Origin of the sequence: Streptomyces sp. NPDC058279, from assembly GCF_042881255.1 — a bacterium.
In the GTDB taxonomy this organism is placed as follows: domain Bacteria; phylum Actinomycetota; class Actinomycetes; order Streptomycetales; family Streptomycetaceae; genus Streptomyces.
Window position 1 is genome coordinate 633,114 of record NZ_JBHVYA010000001.1, and the last position, 24,167, is coordinate 657,280.

A 24,167-nucleotide genomic window follows, 5' to 3' on the forward strand; every position below is an offset into this window, starting at 1 on the left:
CCCGGGTACGACGGACCCCGGCCTCCCGCGCGCCGCCCGGTGCGCCGCCCCCGTGCGTCACTTCCACGGGTCGGGTGTCGTTAGGCGCACGGGGTTGACTCGGGGGGCGAAGGGATGACGGAATGCGGCAGTTTCCTCTGGAGATGCACACCTTGGCGCCCGGGCGGGTGGTCGAGTGGCGGGTGCGGTCCACGGCCGCCCAGGCCACCGGCCCGGGCGGCCCGGCGGGCAGGAGGGCGTCCTTCAACCAGGACAAACACTTCACGGTGGCCGAGGAGAGCCGTGGCGCCGACGACCCGGTGGCGTCCTGGCTCGCGGTGACGTTCGAGGTTCGCGGTCCGCTCGACGAACGGGCCCTGGCCCAGGCCCTGCTGGCGTTCGTCCGCCGGCACGAGGTGTTGCGGTGCGAGTTCCGCCGGTTGGCCGGGGAGTTGGCGTGCGAGCCGCTCGCGGCCGACGAACTCGCCCTGGACGCCGTACCGGTGGGCGACTTCCCCACCACCGAGCTGCTGCGCGCCTTCCTCGTGGATCGGTTCCGGCGGAGCATCGACACGCTGTCGTGGCCCCTGTTCACGATGGGCGCGGTGCTGCGCGAGGACTCCGCCACCGTCTATCTCGCCTTCGACCACATCGTCTGCGACGGCATGTCGATGCCCATCGTGGTGAACGAGGTGCTCACCTCCTACGAGGCGCTGTGCCGCGGCGAGCGCTCCGCCCTGCCCCTCACCGCGCCCAGCTACCTCGACTTCGCCGAGGAACAGCGGCGCCGCTACCTCTCCATCGACGCGAACGACGAACGGCTCGGCTACTGGAAGTCCTTCATCGCGCGCAACGGCGAGTTCTTCCCGAGGTTCCCGCTGGACCTCGGCGTGGAGCCGGACCGGATGTACCCGATCGTCAACGAGGCGTCGCCGCTGCTGGACGCCGGTGAGGCCGAGGTCTTCGAAAAGTCCTGTCTGGCCGTCGACGGCAAGCCGTTCATGGGCGTGCTCGCCGCCGTCGCGCTGGCCCTGCGGGAGGCCGGCGGGCCGGGCGTGTACCGGGGTTTCATGCCGGTCAGCGAGCGCGGTCGCGAGGGCTGGTCCGACTCGGTCGGCTGGTTCGTGAACACCATGCCCATCGAGTTCGACGCCTCCCCCGGGCGGGACTTCGCGGAGGTGATGGCGGGTATCCGGTCGGGGTTCGGGGAGTTGCTCCGCCACATCGACGTGCCGTTCGTACGGGCGTGGGAGTTGCTGGCACCGCAGGAGTTCGCGGCCCGTTCCTGGCCGTACCCGGTGAACTTCTTCTCGTACATCGACATGCGCAAGTGCCGGGGAGCCGAGCGGCACGAGGACTGGCGGCCCGCCACGCACGTGTGGTCGGCGCGGGCGAACGGGGCCTGCTCCTGGTACCAACGCGACGCGGACGGGCTGCACATGAACTCGATCTACGTCGACACCCCGGCCGCGCGCCGCACGATGGGCGCCTTCCAGGAGGCGCTGCGCGAGACGGTACGGGACATCGCGCGCTCCGGCGGTTTCCGGCGTCCGATCGCGCTCACCGCGCCCCGACGGCCATGGGACGCGCCCGTCCGGGTCTGATCACAGGGACCGGGCCCGGCCCAGCAGCAGGTCCCGCTCGCGCGCGTTGCGCGTGAGGGAGGCGGCCCGCTCGAACTCGGCGCGGGCCTCGGCGCGGCGGCCGAGCCGCTCCAGCAGGTCCCCCCGTACGCTCGGCAGCAGGTGGTAGCCGCGCAGCGCGGGTTCCTCCGCGAGGGCGTCGACCAGCGGCAGGGCCGCCTCGGGGCCCTCGGCCATGGAGACGGCGACCGCCCGGTTCAGTTCGACCACCGGTGACGGGATCAGCCGGACCAGGCCGGCGTAGAGCGCCGCGATCGTCCGCCAGTCGGTGTCCTCGTACCGGACCGCCCTGGCGTGGCAGCCCGCGATGGCCGCCTGGAGGGAGTAGGGGCCGGTCCCGGCACGGCTCACGGCCTCGAACCCGCGCCGGATGAGCATGCGGTTCCACCTGGTCCGGTTCTGGTCGGCGAGCAGGACCGGCTCGCCGTCGGGACCGGTGCGGGTCGCCATCCGGGAGGCCTGGAACTCCAGCAGCGCCACCAGGCCGTGGACCTCCGGTTCCCCGGGCATCAGTCCGGCCAGTACGCGCGCGAGCCGCAGGGCGTCCTCACACAGCGCGGGGCGCACGAGGTCGTCCCCGGCGGTGGCCGAGTAGCCCTCGTTGAAGACGAGGTAGATCACTTCCAGGACGGAGGCGAGCCGCTGTTCGCGGTCGGCTCCGTACGGGACCTCGAAGGGCACGCCGGCCTTGGCGAGCGCCCGTTTGGCGCGGACGACACGCTGGGCGACGGTGGGCTCGGAGGTGAGGAAGGCGCGGGCGATCTCCCGCGTGGTCAGGCCGCCCACCAGGCGCAGGGTGAGCGCGATCCGGGCCTCCGCGGCCAGGACGGGGTGGCAGGCGGTGAAGATCAGGCGCAGCAGGTCGTCGTCGATGTCGTCCGGGGTCGACGGTTCCGGCGGTGGCGGTACATCCTCCAGGGCGCGGCCGACCTCCGCGAGCTTGCGCGCGTAGGTCTCCTTGCGGCGGACGAGGTCGACCGCGCGGTGCCGGGCGGTGGCCATCAGCCAGGCGCCCGGCTGGTCGGGAATCCCGTCCCGCGGCCACTGTTCGAGCGCGGCGACCAGGGCGTCCTGGGCGAGCTCTTCGGCGATGCCGACGTCCCGCACGATCCGGGCCACGCCGGCGATGATCCGCGCGGACTCGATCCTGAACACCGTCTCGACCGCCTGGGCCGGGGTCACTGCCGTCACGGCCACCCATCAGAGCAGCCGTGACGAGGCGGGGCAAACGCGGCTCGGCCCGCGGCGGGGATCAGCCCTCCGCGATCTGTCGGAGTTCGGCGCCCACCGTCCAGTGCTCGGGGTGGACCTCCAGGAACCGCTTGGTCCACTCCAGGGCCTCGGCCTTGTCCTTGGCCTGGAGGATGGCGTAGCCGCCGACGACCTCCTTGGTCTCGGTGAAGGGGCCGTCGGTGTAGCTGAGCTTGCCTCCGGACCAGGTCACGCGGGTCCCCTCGGAGGTCGGGAGCAGCCCGGCGGTGTCCAGCATCACTCCCGCCTTGGTGATCTCCTCCAGCAGGGCGCCCATCCGCTGCTCGAAGTCCGGCGGGAAGGCCGTGTCCGCCGGGAGGCTCTGCTCGTCGATGCGGATCAGGGAAAGGAAGCGCGGCATGGTGACTCCTCGGTCGGTTCGGCGGGGCTTTCCCGCCTTTCACTCCTGTGTCGAACGGGAGACGTCCGGATCGACAGCTCCCGGGAAAGTTCTTCGGATTCTTTTCCGGGTCGCCCGGGCTGTTCGCCATCACAGCCGGTTCCTACCGGCGAGTAGGATCACGGGGCCGTCCCCCGCTCCTCGGTTCCACCGCCCTCCGTCCCCCTCCGAGAGGAACCCCATGCCGCGCACTCCTTCCTCGCCCGCGCTGCTCGCCGGCCTGCTGGCGACCGCGGCGGTGGCGCACGCAGTCGCGCCCAAGCAGTTCGACGCGATCGTCCCGCGCTCCCTGCCCGGCACCCCCCGCCTGTGGACGTACGCGAGCGGTGTGGCGGAACTCGCCCTCGCCGCCGGGGTCGCCCATCCGCGCACCCGCCGGGTGGCGGCGCTCGCCACGGCGGCGTTCTTCGTCGGCGTCTTCCCGGCCAACGTCAAGATGGCGGTCGACGCCCGCCGCGGCGCCCCCGCCCGACGGGCCGTGACCCTGGCCCGGCTGCCGCTCCAGGTGCCGCTGGTGCTCTGGGCGCGCGAGGTGGGCCGGAGAGCCACGGCCGGCTGACGTCCGGCGCATCCGATCCGGCCCCCGCGGCGGAAGTGCCGCGCAGAGCCCCCGGTCACACGTCGGCGGACCGGGGGCTCCCCCATGCCTCCCCCGCGCCCCTCCCCCCTCCACCCTGTGCCACTCCTCGGGCCGCACCTCAGGGGCTGTCCCCCGACCAGTCCCAGTGCCGCGGGTCCGCCGCCCGGCGCCGGTAGTGGGCGCGGCCGCCCGGCCCATAACGGCCTATCTCCGTGGGGAGGCGGGCCTCTTCGGCCAGTCGGGACCCGCTCCAGCCCGTGACGTCGAGCAGGAGACCGTCGAGCGGGCCGCCCACGAGCTCGCCGTAGACATGGCCGGGGCGCGGTCCCGGGTCGGGATCGTCGTGGTCGGCGCCGTAGACCCGGCGCCGCAGCATCCTGTCGTCCATGCGTCCAGGCTGCCGGCCACCACTGACAACGGGCCGCCCCGACGGGGGGATGATGAGGGGCGCGGGCCGCCACGAGGAGCCGACCGCGCGGGACACACCGGGACGCGGCGTAAGACGCCGGGACGCACAGGGGGCAGCACGCATGGCACGTCGGGTACACCAGCCGCTGGAGGACCAGGAGTTCGATTTCATCCTGGACATGTCCCCGGGCCCGGTTCTCGCCTACTTCACGGGCACCTGGCCCAAGGCCGTGGCGGCGTGCCGGGCCATGGACGTACTGGTCGGCGAGCTGGCGCAGGAGTACGGGACGCGGCTGACCGCCGTACGGACCGACATCACCCGCTGCCCGGGCCCGACCAGGCGTTACGGCGTGACGGGCGCGCCGACCACGGTCCTCGTCAAGGACGGCGAGGCCGTGGCGACCCACGCCGGCCCGATGACCCGCGACGAGTTCCGGGCGTTCCTCGAAGCCCACCTCTGACCCGACCGACGGGCCGCTGGGCCCTTCGAGGGACTTGCGCCCGGTCTGGCCGAAAGTGGCATAGGTGAGATAGGTGCCTGGGGCATGTAATGGAGCCGGCAAGACGGACCATCGCTCGCGAGGTGCTGCATGACCGAAACCGTTGCCTTTCCCCAGGACCGAACCTGTCCCTACCACCCTCCGGCGGCCTACGCGCCCTTGCGGGAAACCCGGCCGCTCTCCCGCGTCACCCTCTTCGACGGCCGCTCGGTGTGGGTCGTCACCGGCCACGCCGAGGCGCGCGCCCTGCTCTCCGACGGCCGGCTCTCCTCCGACCGCCAGAACGCCGCCTTCCCCGCCACCACCAAGCGCTTCAAGGGGCTGACCACCCGCCGGACCGCGCTGCTCGGGGTCGACGACCCCGAACACAACACCCAGCGCCGCATGTTGATCCCGAGTTTCTCCGTCAAGCGCATCGCCGCCCTGCGCCCGCGGATCCAGCGGACGGTGGACCGGCTGCTCGACGAGATGACCGCCCAGGGCTCACCGGCGGAGCTGGTCGGCGCCTTCGCCCTGCCCGTGCCGTCCATGGTGATCTGCGCCCTGTTGGGGGTGCCGTACGAGGACCACGAGTTCTTCGAGGCCCAGTCGAGGCGGCTGCTGCGGGGGCCGGATCTCGCCGACGTGGAGGACGCCCGCCGCAACCTCGACGGCTACCTGGGGGAGCTGATCGCGCGCAAGCGCACCGACCCGGGCGACGGGCTGCTGGACGAGCTGATCGCGCAGCGCCTGGAGACCGGCCAGACCGATGTCGAGGAGTTGGTCGCCCTGGCCGTCATCCTGCTCATCGCGGGACACGAGACCACGGCGAACATGATCTCGCTGGGCACCTTCACCCTGCTGCGCCACCCGGAGCAACTGGCCGAGTTGCGGGCGGACCCCTCGCTGATGTCGGAGGCGGTGGAGGAGCTGATGCGGTTCCTGTCGATCGCCGACGGCATGCTGAGGGTGGCGACGCAGGACATCGAGATCGGTGGGGTCACCATCGGCGCCGACGACGGGGTGGTGTTCTCCACGTCCGTCATCAACCGCGACGAGTCGGTCTTCGCGGACCCCGACTCCCTGGACTGGCACCGCCCGACCCGCCATCACCTGGCGTTCGGCTTCGGCATCCACCAGTGCCTGGGTCAGAACCTGGCCCGCGCCGAGATGGAGATCGCGCTCGGCTCGCTCTTCGCCCGGCTCCCCGGGCTGCGGCTCGCGGCCGAACCCGAGCTGATTCCCTTCAAGCCCGGCGACACGATCCAGGGCATGATCGAACTCCCCGTGGCATGGTGAGGCGTATGCGGATCTCCATCGACCAAGGCGTCTGCATCGGCGCCGGACAGTGCGCGCTGACCGCGCCCGAGGTGTTCACCCAGGACGACGACGGCTTCAGCGAGCTGCTGCCGGGCCGCGAGGACGGCCACGGCAGCCCGCTGGTGCGCGAGGCCGCCCGCGCCTGCCCGGTCGCGGCCATCTCCGTGGAGGATGCCTGACGGGACGCCCGGGCCGGGCCGGACCACGGCCCGGGCGCTTCCTCGCGCCACTCCACCGGGCGGCGGCCTATGGAGTGGTCGGCTGCTTGGCGAGGACCTCGACGGCGTCGCGTTCGAGCGCGGCGCAGCGGTCCACCAGTTCGGCGCAGGCATCGAACAGGACGCGGCGCTCGGCCGCGCCGGCTTCCGGCGCGGCGGAGCGGGCCAAGGCGGCGAGTTCCGACCAGTACCGGCCCGATTCCCGGAAGAGACCGGCCGCCTCGGGTCGGCCGGCGAGGTCGAGGAAGTCGGCGTAGAGCGGCCGGGTGGCTCCGGGCGCGGTCCACTCCTCCTCCAGGGAGGCGTACAGCCGCCGGGTGGCGGTGCGGAAGGCGGCAGGTGAGGCGCCGAACCGCCGCTCCCAGCCCGCGGCGGTCTCGGCGTCGCGCAGGTCCGCGGCAAGTCGCTCCATGCCCGAGAAGCCGAAGTTCACGTCGAACTCGTTGCCGAGCACCGGTCCGGTCAGCCGGGTGACGGTGGCGGCGACGGCCCCGTCGAGGTCCGGTTCCGCCTCGGCCGGCCCGGTGGGCACGACCAGCTGGTGGCGGGCCGTGGGGTGGGCGCTCCAGGCCGCGCCGAACTCCTCGCGGTCGATCCGGTACGGCGCCGCGGCGCCGTCCTCGATGAAGAGGTCGTCGCCCTCGTACCCGGCGATGACCACGGTGTACGCGTCGGCGCCCGGCATCGGGGCCACCGCTTCGTGCCAGGGCAGCGAGGCACGGTCGACGACACAGACGACGGGCTGCCCCTCGTCGAGCGCGGCGCGGACCCGGCCCCAGCGGGGTTTGGTGCTGCGGGTGGCGTCGTAGGGGACGTGCAGCCGGCCGAGGGCGACCTGCACCCACGGCTCGGGATGGGCCTGGGCGACGATGGTGGCGACCGGCGGACGCTGCGGGTACTCGAAGACGAAGTACATGAAGCCGATACCGCCCGCGAGCCCCGCGACCAGCGCCTCGTCGTGGGAGTTGCCCAGCGCGTGGCGGATCAGGGAGCTCTCGCGGTGGCGTCCGGCACCGAATTCTTCGTACAACAGCACAGTCATGCGCTCAGCGTAGTCGCGCGCGGGGCGCCGGCCGTCCGACCCGGGTGGCCGGCCGTGGACGGCGTGGGCCCCGCCGGAAGGTGCTTCCGGCGGGGCTCACGGACGGCTCGGCTCGTGAAGCGGGGTCAGCCGATGGGGACCACCTGCTCCGCCTGCGGGCCCTTGGGGCCCTGGGTCACGTCGTACTCGACCTTCGCGCCCTCCGCCAGCTCCTTGAAGCCGGTGGTCTGGATCGCGGAGAAGTGCACGAACACGTCAGGACCGCCGTCGTCCTGCTGGATGAACCCGAACCCCTTCTCCGAGTTGAACCACTTCACGATGCCAGTTGCCATGGGTACTGATCCTTCTCAACGTGCCTCTCGGGCCGCATACGCGGCCGTCTCGATAGTGCCCAACCGCCCCGCGCGCCACACCCCAGGCGCGGCCAACCGGGGTCGTTCGAACATTTGGTCGCCTTGTCGGTGGCAGGAGTGACCACTCCCTCCGGCAGGGTCCCTCACCCCGCGACTGGTAAAATGGGCGGGAAACTTGATGCGCGGGCCGCTCTCGCCCGGTGCGGACGTGTACGACGAGCCGGGGCCCGTACCGAGGGGTACGGGCCCCGGCTCGTTGCCGTCCGGTGACGCCGCCGCGCCGCACTCGCTCTCGTCACGGACTCCTCACGGAAGGTTCTGCATGAAGAACCCGTCAGCTCACGGGCGTTTCGGCGTCAAGGCCGGAGCCAAGGCAGGCGGCAAGCCGGGCGCCAAGGGCCCCGGCAAGGCCCCCCGGACCCTCGGACCGCAGGGCGAGTTCGCCATGCCCAAGACGGTCTCGCCCGCGCTGGCGCCGGTGGCGTCGTTCGCGGAGCTCGCCCTGCCCGTCGAGCTGGTGAACACGATGGCCGACCAGGGGGTGCGCGAGCCCTTCCCTATCCAGGCCGCCACGCTGCCCAACTCGCTCGCGGGCCGGGACATCCTGGGCCGCGGTCGGACGGGCTCCGGCAAGACCCTCGCCTTCGGGCTGGCCCTGCTGGCCCGTACGGCGGGGCAGCAGGCGGACCCGAAGCGTCCGCTGGCCCTGGTCCTCGTACCGACCCGTGAGCTGGCGCAGCAGGTGACCGAGGCGCTGGACCCGTACGCGAGGGCCCTGAAGCTGCGGATGGCGACGGTCGTCGGCGGTCTCTCGATCGGTCGGCAGTCGGGCGCGCTGCGTACCGGCGTCGAGGTCGTGGTGGCCACCCCGGGACGGCTGAGCGACCTCGTGGGCCGGCGTGACGTCCACCTGGAGCGGGTGCGGATCACGGTCCTCGACGAGGCCGACCAGATGTGCGACCTGGGGTTCATGCCGCAGGTCACGGAGATCCTGGACCAGGTGCACCACGCGGGTCAGCGGATGCTGTTCTCCGCCACCCTGGACCGCAACGTGGACCAGTTGGTGCGCCGCTACCTGAAGGACCCGGTCTCCCATTCGGTGGACCCGCAGTCCGCCTCGGTGGGGACGATGGACCACCACGTGCTGCACATCCACGCGGCGGACAAGATCTCGGCGGCGACGGAGATCGCCGCGCGGGAGGGCCGGGTGCTGATGTTCCTGGACACCAAGCACGGCGTCGACCAGTTCGTGAAGCACCTGCGGGCCATGGGAGTGCGCGCGGAGGGCCTGCACAGCGGGAAGTCGCAGCCCCAGCGCACCCGGACGCTCGGACAGTTCAAGGACGGCCTCGTCAGCGTGCTGGTCGCGACGAACGTCGCGGCCCGCGGCATCCACATCGACGACCTCGACCTCGTGGTCAACGTGGACCCGCCGGCCGACAGCAAGGACTACCTGCACCGCGGCGGCCGCACGGCCCGGGCCGGCGAGTCCGGCAAGGTGGTCACGCTCGTCACCCCGAACCAGCGACGCGACATCGTCCGACTGATGGCCGACGCCAAGATCAGGCCGACCATCACCCAGGTCCGCTCCGGCGAGGCGGCGCTCAGCCGGATCACCGGCGCCAAGGCCCCGTCCGGTGTCCCGCTGGCCGGTTCGGCGCCGACGGACGCCAAGGGCCGGCCGAGCGGCTCGGACCTCGGCTTCCGGGGCATCGGGACCCGCCCGGGCCGGCCCGGCAAGGGCAAGGAGTCCCGTAAGACCATCGAGGCCCGGCAAGCCGCCGAGGCCCGCCGCGCGGCGCGGGTGCGCAAGGGCATCTGACGCCGCGCGCGGTGGCCTCGCTCAGCGGCGGCGGCGCCGCGCGGCCACGATCGCCCGGGTGACGACCGGCGGGAGCAGGTCCTTGGCCAGTGCGCGCCAGCGGGCCGGGGGCCGGCGGACTCCGGCGGGGGCGGCCACCGCCGCGGGCGGCGCCTGCTCGACCGGCCGCAACGGCTTCGGCGGGGCGAGCGGGACGACGCCTTCGTCGCCGATCCGCACGAGCGGACCGCCGGCCACGATGTCGACGCCGTGCCACAGGTCGGAGCGGCCCTCCAGCCAGCCGAGCAGCGCGGCCTGGTGGGGCGCGGGGTCGCCCCAGGTGGCGTAGAGCTTCGACGCCGATACGGCGATCACCCGCAGGCCCTCGGTGACGACGGCGCCCCACACCGCCGCGGCGACGCCGGGACAGTGGGCGGAGCGGTAGTCGTCGAAGACGACCACCGCGTCCGGGGCGGCCACCAGCCGGGAGGACGCGATGTCCTGCACGACGTGTTCGTAGAGGTGCGAGGCGTCGATGTGGATGAAGCGGCAGCTCTTGGCGCGCACCCGGTCGGCGACCACGGAGGTCGGGGCCTGGATGAGGGTGGGCAGCTTCTCGTGGAAGGCGAGGTAGTTCGTCTCGAAGCCGCGCCGGGTGAGCGTGGGGTACGAGTCCCGCACCTCGCTGAGGTTGTCGTCGTCCGGCGGGGGCGAGTCGAAGAGGTCGCAGACGGTGAACTCCTCACCGTCGCGGAGGTATCCGGCCAGGAAGATCGCGCTCTTCCCCATGAACGCGCCGAGTTCCAGGAGGTCGCCCGAGGCGGCGGCGTCACTGTTCTGCCGGGTCAGGAACCAGTCGAAGAGCACCTGATCATAGGCGGAGAACCACCCCTTGACCTCGCTGAAATCGCGAGGGGTGGGCGGAGTGGGCTCGGCCTCCGAGGTGCTGACGGGAGCCTGTGAAAGGTGCGACACGGAGAGTCATCCTCCAGCGGAATGGCATGGTCCAACGCTGATACCCGGCCAGGTGAGCCGACCTTAAGCCCCCGAACGCGCGTGTGACGAGGCTTCGGTGAGAGAGCGTCCGCAATCCGTGCCTCGGGCGCGCCGATACGCCCTCGACATCCCAGTATGTCCGGGTTCGTTCGACCGCTGCCCGGACGGTCCCGCGACCCGGACGGTCCCGCCGGCGCTCAGACGCCGGCGCGTCCGCGCAGCCGCCGGGCGGCGACGGCGCGGACCCTCTGGGTACGGGCGGACGCGGCGAGCACACCGAGCGCCTCGTACGAGGACACCGTCTGGGCCGCCGTGCGCTGGCACCAGTCGGAGGCGGCGGTGAGGTCCGCCGCCGACCAGGGCTCGTCCGCGCCGATGGCTTTGAGCAGGGTCCATTCGCGCAGCCGCCGGGACGCGAACGGCCGGCCGTGGAGCGCCGTCTCCATGGCCCGGGCCCAGGCGGGGAACCCCGCGTCCGCGAGCAGGCGTACGGCCCGCCGGTCCAGGTGTGTGACGACGGCGCTCTCGGCCATCACCGGGTCCGGGTCCCGCAGGACCACGGCGACCGCCGCGGCCTCGGCCGCTTCGCCGGACGCGGCCGCGAGCGCCACGAGGTGGCGGGCGTAGCGCCACCGCTCCGGCGGCTCCTGCGCCCCGCTCCCCGCGCGGCGTATCTCGTGCTCACTGCTCCCCATGCCCCCATTCCACACGACGCGCGCGACCGGGCGCCGCCCAGGGGTGCGGGGCCGGGTTCCCGGCCCGCGCTCGCCCGCGCCGGGGCCGGGGTGCGCCGGGGCCGGCGCGTGCGGTCAGCGTTCGTAGGTCTCGTGTCCGCCGCTGCCCTGTTCGCCCTCGTGGCCGGGTTCGGGCAGCGGGGCGCCGGTTTCCAGCAGGGTCTTGAGGCTGGAGGCGAGGAGCGGCCAGGCCCGCGAGCACATCCCGATGAGGGTGCCGCCGGGCTCGAACCCGTCGTGGATGACGGTCAGTCGGGCGAGCGTGTCACCGACCGGCTCGATCTCGTACGTGACCTTCGTGCGCCGCTCGCGGGCCAGCTGGGCGCGCAGCTCCTCGCCGATGCCCACCGAGGCGGCCCACTGGGGTGTGAAGGTGTGCCAGGTGTAGGAGAGCCTGCGGTTCGGGACGCATTCGAGCACCACCTGGGCCGGGTCGCCGGTGCGGGCTCCGCGTTCGATCCAGTCCATGCGCGAGCCCACCGCCCAGTCGGTCTCGAAGCTCACGCCCCAGTAGCGGCGCGTGAGGGCGGGCTCCGTCAGCGCCTGCCAGACGCGGTCGGGGTCGGCCTGGATGTAGAGGGTGTAGGTGATCGCGCTGTCGCTCATGGGCTCCATGCTGCGGGACCGCGCCCCGCGTGACCAGGATTTGCGGACGCGGCGCCGGCCCGGCCCGCTCGGCGGCCTTGCGCCTCGTTCGCCCCGTCACCAGCGCGCGCCCTCGCGGGGCAGTTCGGTCGGCGGGACCCGGGGTGGGGCGGGGAGCGAGAGCTGCGCGCGGGCGGCGTGGACGGCCGCCAGTTCGGCGTGGCCGGCGGCGCCCCAGTCGCTGAGCTCGCGGACCTGTTCGGGGGTGGCGAGCAGCCGCGCGTACGCGGGGTCGCGGTGCGCGGACACCGCCGTGAGACGGGCGACGGTACGGGCGTGCGCGCCCTGGTCGGCGTACCGGTAGCCGAGCGGGACGGCCCCGGCGGTGGGTTCGGCGTGCGGGGCCGGCAGGTGCGCGGCGCCCGTCGCGCGGGCGATCAGCAGCAGCACCCGACCGTCCGGGGCGAACAGCCATCCGGAGCGGTGCCGTACCGGCAACCCGGCGGGCACCGGGCCGGGATGCCAGGCGCCGCGTGCGGGGGTGCGGCGGGTGCGCAGCACGCCGAGCCGGTCGAGGGCGGTGGGGGCGATCGGCCTGCCGTCCTCCAGCAACACGGGACCGGCGCCGGCGATCCTGGCGCGCAGGGCGCAGAGGGTCCGGCGGGCGTCGCCCGCGTCCATCAGGGCCGGCAGGTCGGCGGGCTCGGCGAAGTCGATGCCGGTGATCTCCTGGGCCGGGAGACGGACGGTCGCGATCCGGTCGGGGGTCCAGGTACCGCCGTCGTAGACGTACAGGATCTCTCCGGGGAAGCGCATCTCGGGCGGGAACCCGGGGGTGTGGGCGGGGATCCAGTCGACGGCGAGCCCGCGCGGGTAGTGGCCGTCGACGCCGAGTTCCTCACGCATCTCGCGGGCGGCCGCGGCGGACGGCGACTCCCCCGCGTCCACGGCGCCGCCGGGCAGCAGCCGGTCGGGCCGGTAGTCGACCGTCTGGACGAGCACCCGGCCCTCGGGGTCGGTGACGAGGACCACCGCCCCGGTCCAGAGCGCGGCGCGCGAGGCGCCGTATTCGGCCGGGGTCATCCAGGTGCCGGCCCGAACGGTCCGCTGCCCGCCGGCCTGGCCGTCGGCCTGCCTGCCCGACCGGCCGTTCGACTGGCCGTCGGCCTGCCCGGTGGCCTGGCCGGTGTCTTCGGTCAGCTCGGGCATGGGGACTCCGTTTCGCCGTGGGGGGACCCGCCGGCTGTGCAACAGCGCCCGCCGCCGTCCGGTTACGGCGCAGCGCGCGGATACGGAATCGTCTGCACCACTTTGCCGCGCAGACAGCTCCTTATGGCCGGATTATGTCGATCTTGCTAGCTTCCCTGATGCGGACAGGCGGCCTGAAAACCGCCCGTCCGACCACGTGACCGGCCCGTGGGGGCGCAGCCGGGTGCAAGGAGCGCCGACGGCGGGACGACCGTCGGCGGACGGCGCGGCCCGCTACCGCCCAGGCGGAGCGGACCGGGCGGCTCGGGCGGCTTCGTCTTCCCGCCCCTCTGGTCGAAGGAGGCCCACGCGGATCTCGCGGCCACGAGTCGCAGACCGGTCCCCATGGCGGAACTCCTCGGCGTGAGCCGGGACTTCTGCGCCCGGATGGGGCTGCCCGACCCGGGGTTCTGCGGATCCGTCGAGCGGCCTCCGGCCTCCGCACGGGCCGCCTCCGGCGTAATGTGACGGCACTCTGGTGCGCGTACGTGAGGGGGCGGACCGGTCTTGGCTGAGCTCTACCCGGCGATCGAGCCGTACGACACGGGGATGCTCGATGTCGGTGACGGCAACCTCGTGTACTGGGAGGTCTGCGGCAACCCGGCGGGGAAGCCGGCGCTCGTCGTGCACGGCGGCCCGGGATCGGGCTGCGGCCCCGGCGCGCGCCGGTACTTCGACCCGGAGCGGTACCGCGTGGTGCTGTTCGACCAACGCAACTGCGGCCGCAGCACACCGCACGCGAGCGACCCCGGCACGGACCTGCGGTACAACACCACGGCGCACCTGATCGCCGACATGGAGCGGCTCCGGAACCACCTGGGCATCGACCGGTGGCTCCTGCACGGCTGGTCGTGGGGCTCCACGCTGCTTCTGGCCTACACCGGACGACACCCGCGGCGGGTGACGGAGATCGTCGTCTCCGGCGTCACCACCACCCGGCGTTCGGAGATCGACTGGCTCTACCGAGGCGTCGGCCGGTTCTTCCCCGAGCAGTGGGAGCGCTTCCTCGCCGGCGTCCCGGGCACACCGCGCGCCGGCGATGTCGTCGGGGCGTACGCACGCCTCATGGAGCACCCCGACGCCGCGGTCCGCGCCGGAGCCGCGGTCCGGTGGTGCGCCTGGGAGGACGCGGTCCTGTCCGGCGAGACGAAGGGCACGTCCCGCCCGTACGGGGATCGTCTGCCGGCCGCCCGCCTGGCGTTGGTGCGCATCTGCTCCCACTACTTCTCCCACGGGGCATGGCTGGAGGAAGGGGCCCTGCTGCGCGAAGCCGACCGTCTGGCCGGCATCCCCGGCGTCCTCGTCCACGGCCGACTCGACATGGCCGGACCGCTCGATACCGCGTGGGAGCTCTCCCGCGCCTGGCCCGACGCGGAGCTGAACGTCGTGGAGGACGCGGGCCACCTGGGGAGTACGACGACCCGCGACCACGTACTCGGGGCTCTCGACCGCTTCGCCGCCGACTCCGCCTGATCGCGGCCCCGCCGCCGGCTCTCACGGCGGGTTCGTCGGCACCCGCTTGTCCTCGGACCGGACGACCTGGAGTCCGGGGCCGTCCCGATGGCGCTCGGCGCGTCCGAACAGCCCGACGGCGCGCGCCGACTTCGCCCGCGGGCGTACGTCCCCGGGCCGATGTCGTGCGCACGGCGGCCGGCTAGTCTCACCGCATGAACCCCACCACACACACTCCCCTGCCGACCGCTACCCGAAAGGCGCTTGGCCGATGACGAGAACGAAGGTGATGACCTGGACCGGAGGCGTCCTGTACCTCCTGACGGTGGGTCTGCTGATCGGCGGTGCGCCACGCGCGTCGGGCGCGGTCCACGGCGTGGGGGCGCTGCTGGCCGCGCCGCTGCTGATCGGCGTCCTGCGCCGGACTCCGGCGACGGCTCTGGCCCTGACGCTCCTGGGATCCGCCGTCGTGGTGGCGGGTGTTCCGAGTGACGGCCGGGTGGACCTGTCGGCGTCGTACCAGGGGCAGTTCCTGTCGTTCCTCGCGGTGGACCTGGTCCTGGGCTTCGTCGTCGCCACCCGCACGCGGCGGCTTTCGACCGTGGCCGTGGCGGTGTCCTTCGTAGTGCAGGGTTTGCTGATCGGCGGCTTCGCGCACGGGGACAACCTGATCGTCAACGGTGTGATCGCCCTCTTGTCGATGGCCGCGTCCTGCATGGTCGGTCTGCTGAGCCGCGAGCGCCGGGAGCACGCGGTGGCGTTGCGCTCGCAGGAGGTGGCCGAGGCGGTGACGGCCGAAAGGTTGCGGATCGCCCGGGAGTTGCACGACATGGTGGCGCACAGCATCGGCATCATCGCCATCCAGGCGGGGGTGGGGAGCCGGGTGATCCGGACCCGGCCCGCGGCGGCCGGCGAAGCGCTGCGCGTCATCGAGACGACCAGCAGGGAGACCCTCTCGGGCCTGCGACGCACGCTGGTGGCGCTGCGTCGGGCCGACCAGGACGGGGCGGGGCCGGGACCGGCTCCGGCGGCGCCCGCGCCGGGCCTGGCGGACCTCGACCGGCTGGCGGCGGCCACTTCGGACGCGGGGATACGCGTCGACGTCCGCCGCACCGGGGAGCGGCGTCCGCTGCCGGCCGACATCGACCTGTCCGCCTTCCGTATCGTCCAGGAGGCGCTGACCAACGTGGTCCGCCACGCGGGCACGGGGAGTTGCCGGGTGGCCATCGACTACGGGGAAGAGGAGCTGTGCGTGGAGGTCGTCGACGACGGACGCGGCGCCACCGGGAGCAGCCCGGGTCACGGCTTCGGCCTGGTCGGCATGCGGGAGCGGGTCGGTCTGCTGCACGGCCGGCTCAGTGCCGGGCCGCGTCCCGAGGGCGGCTTCCGGGTTGCGGCACGGTTGCCGCTGCCCGAGCCCGTCGCGGCGCCGGTGGAGGTCCGATGACCGTTCGGGTGGTGCTCGCCGACGACCAGCCCTTGGTCCGGTCCGGGCTGCGCGTGATCATGGAGGATCACCCCGACCTGGAGGTCGTCGGCGAGGCCGCCACCGGTATCGAGGCGGTCCGAGTGGTCAGGGACGTCACCCCCGACGTCGTGGTGATGGACATCCGGATGCCCGGCATGGACGGGATCGAGGCCACTCGCCTGATCACGGCGGGTGGGGCGGCGACCCGGGTCCTGGTCCTGACGACCTTCGACGAGGACGATCACGTCTACGGCGCGCTACGGGCCGGAGCGAGCGGCTTCGTGGTCAAGGACATGGCGCTCGACGACATCCTCGCCGCGGTCCGCGTGGTCGCCGCCGGCGACGCGTTGATCGCACCGGGTGTGACCCGTCGGCTGATCGCGGAGTTCGCCGGGCGCCCCGCCGCCGCGCCGGAGCGCTCACCGCGACCGGTCGAGGGCATCACCGAGCGGGAACGGGAAGTCCTGACCCTGATCGGGCGGGGCCGGTCGAACACCGAGATCGCGGAGGACCTGTTCATCACGGTCGCCACCGCCAAGTCCCACGTGTCACGCCTGCTCACCAAGCTGGCCGCCCGGGACCGCGTCCAACTGGTCATCACAGCCTATGAGATGGGCCTGGTGACGGCGCCCCGCTGAGGCGGCGGTGGTCAGGCGGAGGCGTCGGATGCGTCGGATGCGTACAACGCCGTCAGTTCGGCGCCGATCCCGGCCAGTGTCCGGCGCAGCTCGGGCGGTTCCAGGACCTCGATCCCCGCCCCGAATCCCGAGAGCTGGGCGGCCAGGGCGCGCAGGGCCGGCCCGTCGATGTGGCACTCCGTCCAGCCGTCGGCCGTCGGCTCGCCGACCCTGACCCGGCCACGGAGCAGCCGTTCCAGGCGGGCCAGCGCCTGGGGGGCGACGCGGGCGCGGGCCGTGACCGCGAACATGCCGCTCTCGATCACCTCCGCGCGTTCACGCCACACCGAGGCGAGGTCGAAGTCCGGTGGCCGGACCACCGGTTCACCGGTGGGCTCCACCGACGTGACCCGGCCGAGCCGGAAGGTCCGCAGTCCCGCCTCGGTGCCCGCGACGAGGTAGTCCGACCCCGCCTTGGCGACGAGCCCGAGGGGGTCGACCACCCGCACGCCCGGCGGCTTGCCCACCCCCGCGTAGCCGAGCCGGACCCGCTCCCCCTCCACCACGGCGCTTTGCAGCAGCGCGCGGTGGGCCGCCTGCGCGGTGGCGGGGTTGCGGGACCAGTCCGTGTCGTCGGTGATGCCGGCGCGGGCGGCGGCCTCGGCGTCGGAGCGCAGTTCCGGCGGGAGGGCGCGTACCAACTTGCGCAAGGTGGTGCGTAGTTCAGGCGTGGCCGCGAGCGGCCCGGTGAGCAGGAACAGCGCTCGGATCTCGGCGGCGGTCAGGCCGGTGAGGTTGGTGCGCGCCCCGCCGACCAGGGACCAGCCGCCGCCCCGGCCGCGTTGCGAGTAGACGGGGATGCCCGAGGTGGCCAGGGCCTCCAGGTCGCGGCGGGCGGTGCGCTGGGACACCTCCAGTTCGGCCGCGACTTCGGGCACGGTGACCCGGCCGCGCTCCTGTAGGAACAGCAAGGTCGCCACCAGCCGGTCAGCCCTCATGCCCACTCCCTCCACACGGCTCACTGCCTCCGGTGGGGCACCGGAGCAGAACGGCCCGGAAAACTGGCCGGAAGATGGCCACTTTAGCCGCGAGGATGAACACATGAACGAGAACATCGCGCAGCTCGCGGCCCCGCAGACCCCTTCCGCTCCCGCCTTCGACCCCCGCCGGGACCTCTCGACGGCCATCGCCCTCGCCGGACGCACCCTCGCCGCGGTCCGTCCCGACCAGTACGACCTCCCCACTCCCTGCGAGGAGTTCGATGTCCGCCGGTTGTCGAGCCACCTCGTCGCCGTCGTGCGTCGGATCGCCGTGATCGGGCGGGGTGAGGACCCGTTCGGCGTGCCGTCCTTCGCCGACGAGCTGCCGGACGGCGCCTGGGCGGCGGCCTGGGCACCGGCCGCCGTCGAGGCGGAGGCCGTGTGGGCGGACGAGGGCATCCTCGACCGGGAGCTGCGGTTGCCGATCGGGCCCAAGCCGGGAGCGGTCGGCGCGCTGATCTACACCAACGAACTCACCGTGCACGCCTGGGACTTGGCGCAAGCGACCGGGCAGCGCCCGGAATGGGACACGGCTCTGGTGGAGCGGGTGCTGGAGGTCGTACGCCGGTCCCTGCCCGCCGGCACGCGCGGTGGTCGAATTCCCTTCGGGGAGGTCGTCACGGTGGCCGACGACGCCCCCGCCATCGACCGGCTGGTGGCGTGGGCGGGCCGCCGACCGTAGGCCCTGTCCTGCCTCGACGGCAGGACCCGGCCCCGTCGCGGATATCGGTTGGATCGACGCGTGCCGCCTACCTAGAGTGACGGTGGAGGCCGTCGTCGAGCAGGAGCGAATCATGCGCACGCATTACCCCCGTACGGCCCACCTGCCCTGGTCCCCCGGGGCGACCCCGGACGACGTGCGGGTCTCCGGTCCGGTCGCGTTGGCCGGGCGGGAGGTCGTCGTCACCGAGAAGCTCGACGGGGAGAACACCACCCTCTACCGGGACGGGCTGCACGCGCGCTCCCTCGATTCGGGACACCATCCCTCCCGGGCCTGGGTGAAGGGTCTCCAGGGCCGCATCGGCCCTGGGATACCGGCGGGCCGCCGGGTGTGCGGGGAGAACCTGTACGCCCGGCACTCCCTCCCGTACGAGGACCTGGACAGCTGGTTCTACGGGTTCTCGGTGTGGGACGGGGACCAGTGTCTGGACTGGGACCGGACCGTGCGCTTCCTGCGGGACCTGGGCGTCCCCACCCCGCGCGTGCTGTGGCGGGGCGTCTACGACGAGCGCGCGCTGCGCCGGTTGCGGATCGACACCACGCGCCGGGAGGGGTACGTCGTACGGACCGTCGACGGTTTCGCGCGGGCCGACTTCGGGCGGTGCGTGGCCAAGTGGGTGCGCGGCGGGCACGTACGGACCGACACGCACTGGATGTACGCGCCCGTGGTGCCGAACGGGCTGGGGCCGGCCGCCCCCCTGTGGGCGGTCCGGTCGGGGTCCGAACCGGACCCGGCGGCCCTGCTGGGCGCGCTCGGCATGGACCGGGGGCCGGCGCCCGACGCCGCCGAAAACACCGCGCCGACCGCCGTGGCGGCCCCGGCCGAGGCGATCGCCGAGGCGGTCGCCGACGTGGCCGCCCGGTTGGACGGGCTGGGGCGGACCGGCGAGAGCCGGCTGACCGGGGTGCTCGCCGCCGCGCTGCACGACGTACCGCGGGCCCGGCTGGGCGCGCGGCTGGCGGCGGGGCCGCTCGGGATGCCCTCGGCCCGGCGGGTCGCGGACCTGGTCGGGCTGTACCCGGCGCTGCGCCGGCCGTTCCCCGACGCCGAGCGACGGGCCGGGCTGGTGCGCCTGGCGGAGGCCGCCGACCTGGGCGTCCTGCATGCGCTGGCCGGGGCCTTGGGGGACGCCGATGACACGGCGGGGCAGGACCTCGTGGAGTGGTCGGCCTTGTACGCGGAGGAGGCCGGGCTGCTGGGGCCGGACCCGCTGGGGCCGTTGCGCGGGGGGCTGCGGGAGGCGCTGGCCGGGCTCGGGCAGCGCGCCGCCGACCGCTGTTGGGCGCAGGCCCGGGAGGCGTTCGGGCAGGGCAGGGTGCGCACCGCCGAGGAGGCGGTCGCCGCGACCTGGTGCCGGCGCGACGGCGCCTTCCCGCACCTTCTGCAGTTGTGCGGGCCCTCGGGCAGTGGGAAGAGCACCTTCGCCGGGAACCTGACCGGGGTGGAGGCGTACGTCAGCCTCGACGATCTGCGCACCGCCCGGGGTTCCCGCTCCGATCAGCGGGCCAACTCCGACGTGCTGCGCGAGGGCCTGGACCGGCTCGACACCGCTCTGGCGGCCGCCACGCGCTCCGGCGGGACAGTGGTGTGGGACGCCACCTCCCTCACCGGGCAGCAGCGGGGCCTGGCCGGCGCGGTCGCGCGCCGCCGCGACGCGCTGGTCACGCACGCCGTGGTGTGGGTCGAGGAGGCGGAACTGGTGCGGCGCAACCGGTCGCGGGCGCATCCCGTACCGGAGGGCGTACTGGCCGCGCAGGTGCGCCGGTTCGCGCCGCCGTACCCGGGCGAGGCGCACCTGACCTGGTACGTCGGCGCCGACGGGACGGTCGCGGACACCGCCGGGTCCATCGGCCCGGTCGGTACGGACCTACCCGCGGCGGGCACGGAGAAGGCGGATACGGAGCGGGTGGCCGCCGAGAACCACGCGGCGCGCGCCGCCACACCGGGTGAGGTCGGCTGATGCGTACCAGCGAGGAGCTCTACCACCAGGTCCGCTGGGACCCCCGCTTCGACCCGGCGCGGTTCACGCTCGGGCTGCTCCAGCGCGGAGCCGCCCCCAAGCGGGTTCCGCTGCCGTCCTTCGTGCCGGGTGGTGACATCCCCTGGCACCGGGTGCTGTTCGTCGAGGCCGACGGCGAGTTGGTGTGGGACCGGGCCACGGGTGTGGACCGGATCGACCAGACGCGGGCCGGGCGGGTGCGTGAACCCCGGCTGCTGCGGGCGCCGTTCTTCACCGCCCGTACCCCGCACGCCTGGGACCCGGCCGACGGCGGCGGTTGGCGGCCGGTGGACCCGCCCGGCCCCGGGGAGTCGACCGGGCCGGCGCGGGTGCGGCTGCTCACCTGGAACACGCTGTGGGACCGCTACGACGCCCCGCGCATCGCGACCGCCCGGCGCAGGCCGCTGCTGCTGGCCGAGCTGGCCGCGGCCGACGCGGACGTGATCGCGCTCCAGGAGGTCGAACCCGCCCTGCTCGTCCTGCTGCTGGCACAGCCGTGGGTGCGGGCCGGCTACACCCTGGGTACCGACCCGGGGTGCGCCGATGTGGCCGAGAGCGGGTTGTTGCTGCTGAGCCGTCTGCCGGTGCGCGAGGCGGCCCTGCATGTGCTGGGTCCGCACAAGGCGGTCACCGCGGTGAGCGTCGACACGGCGGGCGGCCCGCTGGTGGTGGCCGCGACCCACCTGACCAGCGACCACACCGAGCACGGCGCGGACCGACGCGCGGCCGAACTCGCCCGGCTGGCGGAGGGGCTGGGCGGCGTGGCGGCGGCGCTGGCCCTGCTCGGCGACTTCAACGACGGCCGGTCCGGGGCCGAGGGACCGGCGGCGGCGCTGGGTTTGCGGGACGCGTGGAACGACGTACACGGGCCGGCGGACGACACCCCGACCTTCGACCCGGTGGCCAATCCGCTGGCCGCGGTGGGTTCCCTGTCGGGGCGTGCGGCCCGGCTGGACCGCGTTCTGCTGCGGTCGGCGGGCGCGCGGGTGCGCGAGGCCGCGCTGCGGGGTGTTTCCCCCACCGCCGAGGGGCTGTTCGTCTCCGACCACTACGGGGTCGAGGCCACGGTCGAGTTCGGGGCGGACGGCGCCGGCGGCTCCCTCGACGTCCCGGCGACCGCGCGGACGGCGGTGGCCTGGCTGCCGCCGCCCGACCCCGTGGTGGACGCGCTGCGGCGGGAGCACGACCCGGGGGCCGACCGGTGGCCGGCGCACGTGAACCTGTTGTTCGGCTTCGTACCGGAGTCCTCCTTCGAGCAGGCGCTGCCGGTGCTGGCCGAAGTCGCGGCGAAGACCGTACCGTTCACGGCCCGGACGGCCGGGGTGCACACTTTCGGGCACCGCGAGGACGCCACCTTGTGGCTGGATCCGGCGGCCGACGGTGACGCGGCCTGGCAGGAGTTGCGGCGGGCGCTCGTGGAACGCTTCCCCGGGTGTCGGGGGCGGGGCGCGGCCGAGCCGGCGTTCACCCCGCACCTGACGCTGGGGCGCAGCCGCGATCCGCAGCAGGCGGTCCGGGCGTTCGGGGCCCGGCTTGCGGGCAGGGACTCGGCGGCGCGGGTGGGATCGTTGGCGGTGCTGTCGCGGCGCGGGGACGAGCCGATGCGGGTGCGGGCGACGGTCGAGTTGGGGACGGGGGCGGTGCGATGGCTTCCCGAGGAGGCTCCGTCGCCACAGGACGCGGAGACCCCCGGGCGGGACGGCGCCGGAGCAGTCGCCGCCCGGGTCGCGGCGGCGCTCGCCGACGGGGTGGTGCACCTGGCCGGTTCCCGGCGCATGGGCTGTGAGCTGCCGGGGGCGGACCTGGACCTGGTGGCGGCGCTGCCGGGCGCGGTGAGCCCCGAGCGGCTGCGGGAGCGGATCGCGGCGGCGCTGCCGGAGGCCCGGCGGCTCCGGCTGGTCACGGGGGCGCGGGTGCCGGGGCTGCGGTTCCGGATCGGCGGCCTGGACGTGGACTTGGTGGCCGTCGGCACGGGCGGGACGGCCCCGGCCCGGGCGGTGGCCCGGCGGGCTGCGCTGGGCGAGGCCGCGGCGGTGGCGCTCAGCGCGGTGAGTGACGCCGACGCGGTACGGGACGTCGTGGGGGCGCGATCCGAGGCGTCCACGGCGTTCGCGGCGTTCGCGGGGCTGGCGCGCGAGGTGAAGGCCTGGGCCCGGTCCCGTGGCCTGGACTCGGCGCCGTTCGGCGGCCTGCCGGGGCTCGCCTGGGCGGTCCTGGCGGCGCGCACGGTGGCGCATGCCACGGACCTGGCCCCCGCCGCCCTGCTGCGGGAGTTCTTCGCCACCTGGGCGGCATGGGACTGGCGCGTCCCGGTCGCCCTGAGCACGCCGAACGACCCGGAAGCCGCCGTCGAGGGCACCGACGTGGCGGTCACGGTGCTCACGCCCTCCTACCCCGTACGCGGCTGCACGGCCCACGTGGGCCCCGGGATGCGGGACCTGCTGGCGCGCGAGCTGTACGCCACGTGGGAGGAGTTGGAGGCCGACGCCGGTCGCGTCTCCCCCGCCGCCCCCGCCCCGCCGCACCGGCGGCACGCGGCGTGGGCGGTGGTCACCGTACGGGGCGCGGGGTCCGGGGAGTTCGAGGAGAACCTGGGTCGGATGCGGGGCCGGATGGGCGCCCTGCTCGGGGGTCTCGTGGACGCCGGAACGCCCGACGCGCACGCCTGGCCCCGCCCGTTCGAGCGCGGCGACACCCTGGCCCGGTACGCGGTCGGCCTCGGCACCGCCCCGCCCGACGCGACCCGGCTCGCCGCCCTGGCCGCGCCCTGGGCCCGGGGGCTGCGGGGCATCGAGGTCACCTGGGCCGACTGCGGGGCGGTCCCCTCGCTCGGCTGACCCGTGCGGGTCGCGGCGGCTCAGAGCTCGATGACGATCTTCCCGGCCGTGTGCCCGGCCTGGCTCAGCTCGAAGGCGGCCGCCAGTTCGGCCAGCGGGAAGGTCTCGGCGACGGGCACCGTCAGCAGTCCGCTGTCGGCGAGCCGACCGAGTTCGACGAGGTCACTCGCGACCGGCCGCACCCAGATCCACTGGCCGCCCGCGCCGAGCACCGTGTGATCGGCGATGGAGGCGTGCCGCCCGCCGTCCGCCAGGACGGCCCGGGTCACGTCCAGCACCCCGCCGACGAAGTCCGCGACGACGCCGACCCCGTCGGGGGCCAGCTCGCGGACCCGGTCGGCGAGGCCGTCGCCGTACGTGACGGGTTCGCAGCCCAGCTCGCGCAACCGGTCGTGGTTGCGGGGCGAGGCGGTGCCGATGACGCGGGCACCGAGCGCGCGGGCGATCTGCACGCCGAGGGAGCCGACCCCGCCCGAAGCGCCGTGCACGAGGACGGTGTCCTCCTTGCCGGTGCCGAGGCGGGTGAGGAGCTGGTACGCGGTGAGACCGGCCAGCGGCAGCCCGGCCGCCTGCTTCCAGTCCAGGGAGGCGGGCTTCGCCGCCAATGCCCGTACGGGGACGCTGACGAACTCGGCGAAGGTGCCGCCGTGGACGTAGTCCTTGCGGGCGTAGGCGATGACCTCGTCCCCGACCGCGAACTCGGGGACGTCGATGCCGACCCGCTCGACGGTCCCGGCGACGTCCCAGCCCGGGACCACCGGGTACACGACCTCCATCAGCGCGTCGAGGCCGCCCGACATGATCTTCCAGTCGACGGGGTTGACCCCGGCGTACTTGACGCGGACGAGCACCTCGCCGGGCGCGACCTTGGGGATCGGCATCCTGGTTTCGGCGAGTACCTCCGTACCGCCGTACGTCTCGTACGCCATGGCCCGCATCGTTTCCTCGGACATGTACCCGACCTCTCCGTGAGCTGGTGCGATCATCTGCGTGTCG

The 24,167-nt window shown here is 74.0% G+C and carries 24 protein-coding genes; 13 read left to right on the forward strand and 11 right to left on the reverse strand.

What is annotated here, in order from left to right; genetic code table 11:
- The first annotated feature begins 122 nt into the window (after nt 1–122).
- Complete coding sequence (locus ACFVXJ_RS03070; protein ID WP_389657638.1) at nt 123–1,583, forward strand: condensation domain-containing protein; 1,461 nt, start codon at nt 123–125, stop codon at nt 1,581–1,583.
- Here the strand turns inward: ACFVXJ_RS03070 and ACFVXJ_RS03075 are convergent, their stop codons facing one another.
- The gene (locus ACFVXJ_RS03075; RefSeq protein WP_389658601.1) at nt 1,584–2,804 is read right to left on the reverse strand and encodes an RNA polymerase sigma factor; all 1,221 of its coding nucleotides are present in this window, start codon (nt 2,802–2,804) and stop codon (nt 1,584–1,586) included.
- A gap of 70 nt (nt 2,805–2,874) precedes the next feature.
- Nucleotides 2,875–3,234 (reverse strand): YciI family protein, encoded by a 360-nt coding sequence (locus ACFVXJ_RS03080; protein WP_361311953.1) that lies wholly within the window; start codon nt 3,232–3,234, stop codon nt 2,875–2,877.
- 220 nt (nt 3,235–3,454) lie between these two features.
- Between ACFVXJ_RS03080 and ACFVXJ_RS03085 the strand changes: the two genes are divergently transcribed.
- Entirely contained in the window at nt 3,455–3,832 is a 378-nt protein-coding gene (locus tag ACFVXJ_RS03085) for a hypothetical protein (RefSeq protein ID WP_389657643.1), read from the forward strand.
- Nucleotides 3,833–3,971: 139 nt separating this feature from the next.
- On the opposite strand, the gene ACFVXJ_RS03090 is transcribed toward ACFVXJ_RS03085, so the two are convergent.
- Complete coding sequence (locus ACFVXJ_RS03090; RefSeq protein WP_389657646.1) at nt 3,972–4,241, reverse strand: hypothetical protein; 270 nt, start codon at nt 4,239–4,241, stop codon at nt 3,972–3,974.
- 142 nt (nt 4,242–4,383) lie between these two features.
- On the opposite strand from ACFVXJ_RS03090, the gene ACFVXJ_RS03095 reads away from it, so the two are divergent.
- The 3 genes from ACFVXJ_RS03095 (at nt 4,384) to ACFVXJ_RS03105 (ending at nt 6,239) form a co-directional block, all read left to right on the forward strand.
- Nucleotides 4,384–4,722 (forward strand): thioredoxin family protein, encoded by a 339-nt coding sequence (locus ACFVXJ_RS03095; RefSeq protein ID WP_361311959.1) that lies wholly within the window; start codon nt 4,384–4,386, stop codon nt 4,720–4,722.
- Nucleotides 4,723–4,851: 129 nt separating this feature from the next.
- Nucleotides 4,852–6,039 carry a cytochrome P450 gene (locus ACFVXJ_RS03100; protein WP_389657649.1) on the forward strand — a complete coding sequence of 396 codons (1,188 nt, stop codon included), beginning with the start codon at nt 4,852–4,854 and terminating at the stop codon, nt 6,037–6,039.
- Between the two features lie 5 nt (nt 6,040–6,044).
- Nucleotides 6,045–6,239: a ferredoxin gene (locus ACFVXJ_RS03105; protein ID WP_389657652.1), complete on the forward strand. Its 195-nt coding sequence runs from the start codon at nt 6,045–6,047 to the stop codon at nt 6,237–6,239.
- A 67-nt stretch (nt 6,240–6,306) separates the two neighbouring features.
- Here ACFVXJ_RS03105 and ACFVXJ_RS03110 read toward each other — a convergent pair whose 3' ends face one another.
- Together ACFVXJ_RS03110 and ACFVXJ_RS03115 are read right to left on the reverse strand one after the other, a co-directional pair.
- On the reverse strand, nt 6,307–7,320 hold the full coding sequence (locus ACFVXJ_RS03110) for a BtrH N-terminal domain-containing protein (protein ID WP_389657655.1): 1,014 nt from the start codon (nt 7,318–7,320) through the stop codon (nt 6,307–6,309).
- 125 nt (nt 7,321–7,445) lie between these two features.
- Nucleotides 7,446–7,652 (reverse strand): cold-shock protein, encoded by a 207-nt coding sequence (locus ACFVXJ_RS03115; protein WP_081524690.1) that lies wholly within the window; start codon nt 7,650–7,652, stop codon nt 7,446–7,448.
- A gap of 343 nt (nt 7,653–7,995) precedes the next feature.
- Between ACFVXJ_RS03115 and ACFVXJ_RS03120 the strand changes: the two genes are divergently transcribed.
- Nucleotides 7,996–9,495: a DEAD/DEAH box helicase gene (locus ACFVXJ_RS03120; protein ID WP_389657659.1), complete on the forward strand. Its 1,500-nt coding sequence runs from the start codon at nt 7,996–7,998 to the stop codon at nt 9,493–9,495.
- A 21-nt stretch (nt 9,496–9,516) separates the two neighbouring features.
- Here the strand turns inward: ACFVXJ_RS03120 and ACFVXJ_RS03125 are convergent, their stop codons facing one another.
- The 4 genes from ACFVXJ_RS03125 to ACFVXJ_RS03140 form a co-directional block, all read right to left on the reverse strand.
- On the reverse strand, nt 9,517–10,449 hold the full coding sequence (locus ACFVXJ_RS03125) for a class I SAM-dependent methyltransferase (RefSeq protein WP_389657661.1): 933 nt from the start codon (nt 10,447–10,449) through the stop codon (nt 9,517–9,519).
- 218 nt (nt 10,450–10,667) lie between these two features.
- Nucleotides 10,668–11,165: a hypothetical protein gene (locus tag ACFVXJ_RS03130; protein ID WP_389657664.1), complete on the reverse strand. Its 498-nt coding sequence runs from the start codon at nt 11,163–11,165 to the stop codon at nt 10,668–10,670.
- 114 nt (nt 11,166–11,279) lie between these two features.
- Nucleotides 11,280–11,810: an SRPBCC family protein gene (locus tag ACFVXJ_RS03135; RefSeq protein WP_389657667.1), complete on the reverse strand. Its 531-nt coding sequence runs from the start codon at nt 11,808–11,810 to the stop codon at nt 11,280–11,282.
- A gap of 96 nt (nt 11,811–11,906) precedes the next feature.
- Nucleotides 11,907–12,998: an NUDIX domain-containing protein gene (locus ACFVXJ_RS03140; protein WP_389657670.1), complete on the reverse strand. Its 1,092-nt coding sequence runs from the start codon at nt 12,996–12,998 to the stop codon at nt 11,907–11,909.
- A gap of 384 nt (nt 12,999–13,382) precedes the next feature.
- On the opposite strand from ACFVXJ_RS03140, the gene ACFVXJ_RS03145 reads away from it, so the two are divergent.
- The 4 genes from ACFVXJ_RS03145 to ACFVXJ_RS03160 all read left to right on the forward strand — a co-directional run bounded on the left by ACFVXJ_RS03145 (nt 13,383) and on the right by ACFVXJ_RS03160 (nt 16,595).
- On the forward strand, nt 13,383–13,505 hold the full coding sequence (locus ACFVXJ_RS03145; protein ID WP_389657673.1) for a hypothetical protein: 123 nt from the start codon (nt 13,383–13,385) through the stop codon (nt 13,503–13,505).
- A gap of 39 nt (nt 13,506–13,544) precedes the next feature.
- Nucleotides 13,545–14,510, forward strand: coding sequence for a prolyl aminopeptidase (pip, locus tag ACFVXJ_RS03150; RefSeq protein ID WP_389657676.1), 966 nt, complete (start codon nt 13,545–13,547; stop codon nt 14,508–14,510).
- A 250-nt stretch (nt 14,511–14,760) separates the two neighbouring features.
- Entirely contained in the window at nt 14,761–15,936 is a 1,176-nt protein-coding gene (locus ACFVXJ_RS03155; RefSeq protein ID WP_389657679.1) for a sensor histidine kinase, read from the forward strand.
- Entirely contained in the window at nt 15,933–16,595 is a 663-nt protein-coding gene (locus tag ACFVXJ_RS03160) for a response regulator (protein WP_389657682.1), read from the forward strand. The genes ACFVXJ_RS03155 and ACFVXJ_RS03160 overlap by 4 nt, the downstream gene beginning before the upstream one ends.
- 11 nt (nt 16,596–16,606) lie before the next feature.
- Here ACFVXJ_RS03160 and ACFVXJ_RS03165 read toward each other — a convergent pair whose 3' ends face one another.
- Nucleotides 16,607–17,572: a helix-turn-helix transcriptional regulator gene (locus ACFVXJ_RS03165; protein ID WP_389657685.1), complete on the reverse strand. Its 966-nt coding sequence runs from the start codon at nt 17,570–17,572 to the stop codon at nt 16,607–16,609.
- A 103-nt stretch (nt 17,573–17,675) separates the two neighbouring features.
- Between ACFVXJ_RS03165 and ACFVXJ_RS03170 the strand changes: the two genes are divergently transcribed.
- The 3 genes from ACFVXJ_RS03170 to ACFVXJ_RS03180 all read left to right on the forward strand — a co-directional run bounded on the left by ACFVXJ_RS03170 (nt 17,676) and on the right by ACFVXJ_RS03180 (nt 23,171).
- Nucleotides 17,676–18,296: a TIGR03086 family metal-binding protein gene (locus ACFVXJ_RS03170; protein ID WP_389657688.1), complete on the forward strand. Its 621-nt coding sequence runs from the start codon at nt 17,676–17,678 to the stop codon at nt 18,294–18,296.
- A 112-nt stretch (nt 18,297–18,408) separates the two neighbouring features.
- Nucleotides 18,409–20,295, forward strand: a complete 1,887-nt coding sequence (locus ACFVXJ_RS03175) for an RNA ligase family protein (RefSeq protein WP_389657691.1) — start codon at nt 18,409–18,411, stop codon at nt 20,293–20,295.
- Nucleotides 20,295–23,171 carry a poly(A) polymerase gene (locus ACFVXJ_RS03180; protein WP_389657694.1) on the forward strand — a complete coding sequence of 959 codons (2,877 nt, stop codon included), beginning with the start codon at nt 20,295–20,297 and terminating at the stop codon, nt 23,169–23,171. Before ACFVXJ_RS03175 ends, ACFVXJ_RS03180 begins: the two co-directional genes overlap by 1 nt.
- A gap of 20 nt (nt 23,172–23,191) precedes the next feature.
- On the opposite strand, the gene ACFVXJ_RS03185 is transcribed toward ACFVXJ_RS03180, so the two are convergent.
- Nucleotides 23,192–24,109, reverse strand: coding sequence for an NADP-dependent oxidoreductase (locus tag ACFVXJ_RS03185; protein WP_389658604.1), 918 nt, complete (start codon nt 24,107–24,109; stop codon nt 23,192–23,194).
- Nucleotides 24,110–24,167 lie beyond the last annotated feature (58 nt).

What these genes read in the sequence shown, in the direction of transcription:
- ACFVXJ_RS03070 (WP_389657638.1), top strand. Translation starts at nt 123, where the DNA reads ATGCGGCAGTTTCCTCTGGAGATGCACACCTTGGCGCCCGGGCGGGTG.
- ACFVXJ_RS03080 (WP_361311953.1), bottom strand. Translation starts at nt 3,234, where the DNA reads ATGCCGCGCTTCCTTTCCCTGATCCGCATCGACGAGCAGAGCCTCCCG.
- ACFVXJ_RS03085 (WP_389657643.1), top strand. Translation starts at nt 3,455, where the DNA reads ATGCCGCGCACTCCTTCCTCGCCCGCGCTGCTCGCCGGCCTGCTGGCG.
- ACFVXJ_RS03090 (WP_389657646.1), bottom strand. Translation starts at nt 4,241, where the DNA reads ATGGACGACAGGATGCTGCGGCGCCGGGTCTACGGCGCCGACCACGAC.
- ACFVXJ_RS03095 (WP_361311959.1), top strand. Translation starts at nt 4,384, where the DNA reads ATGGCACGTCGGGTACACCAGCCGCTGGAGGACCAGGAGTTCGATTTC.
- ACFVXJ_RS03100 (WP_389657649.1), top strand. Translation starts at nt 4,852, where the DNA reads ATGACCGAAACCGTTGCCTTTCCCCAGGACCGAACCTGTCCCTACCAC.
- ACFVXJ_RS03105 (WP_389657652.1), top strand. Translation starts at nt 6,045, where the DNA reads ATGCGGATCTCCATCGACCAAGGCGTCTGCATCGGCGCCGGACAGTGC.
- ACFVXJ_RS03110 (WP_389657655.1), bottom strand. Translation starts at nt 7,320, where the DNA reads ATGACTGTGCTGTTGTACGAAGAATTCGGTGCCGGACGCCACCGCGAG.
- ACFVXJ_RS03115 (WP_081524690.1), bottom strand. Translation starts at nt 7,652, where the DNA reads ATGGCAACTGGCATCGTGAAGTGGTTCAACTCGGAGAAGGGGTTCGGG.
- ACFVXJ_RS03120 (WP_389657659.1), top strand. Translation starts at nt 7,996, where the DNA reads ATGAAGAACCCGTCAGCTCACGGGCGTTTCGGCGTCAAGGCCGGAGCC.
- ACFVXJ_RS03130 (WP_389657664.1), bottom strand. Translation starts at nt 11,165, where the DNA reads ATGGGGAGCAGTGAGCACGAGATACGCCGCGCGGGGAGCGGGGCGCAG.
- ACFVXJ_RS03135 (WP_389657667.1), bottom strand. Translation starts at nt 11,810, where the DNA reads ATGAGCGACAGCGCGATCACCTACACCCTCTACATCCAGGCCGACCCC.
- ACFVXJ_RS03140 (WP_389657670.1), bottom strand. Translation starts at nt 12,998, where the DNA reads ATGCCCGAGCTGACCGAAGACACCGGCCAGGCCACCGGGCAGGCCGAC.
- ACFVXJ_RS03145 (WP_389657673.1), top strand. Translation starts at nt 13,383, where the DNA reads ATGGCGGAACTCCTCGGCGTGAGCCGGGACTTCTGCGCCCGGATGGGG.
- ACFVXJ_RS03155 (WP_389657679.1), top strand. Translation starts at nt 14,761, where the DNA reads ATGACGAGAACGAAGGTGATGACCTGGACCGGAGGCGTCCTGTACCTC.
- ACFVXJ_RS03160 (WP_389657682.1), top strand. Translation starts at nt 15,933, where the DNA reads ATGACCGTTCGGGTGGTGCTCGCCGACGACCAGCCCTTGGTCCGGTCC.
- ACFVXJ_RS03165 (WP_389657685.1), bottom strand. Translation starts at nt 17,572, where the DNA reads ATGAGGGCTGACCGGCTGGTGGCGACCTTGCTGTTCCTACAGGAGCGC.
- ACFVXJ_RS03170 (WP_389657688.1), top strand. Translation starts at nt 17,676, where the DNA reads ATGAACGAGAACATCGCGCAGCTCGCGGCCCCGCAGACCCCTTCCGCT.
- ACFVXJ_RS03175 (WP_389657691.1), top strand. Translation starts at nt 18,409, where the DNA reads ATGCGCACGCATTACCCCCGTACGGCCCACCTGCCCTGGTCCCCCGGG.
- ACFVXJ_RS03180 (WP_389657694.1), top strand. Translation starts at nt 20,295, where the DNA reads ATGCGTACCAGCGAGGAGCTCTACCACCAGGTCCGCTGGGACCCCCGC.
- ACFVXJ_RS03185 (WP_389658604.1), bottom strand. Translation starts at nt 24,109, where the DNA reads ATGCGGGCCATGGCGTACGAGACGTACGGCGGTACGGAGGTACTCGCC.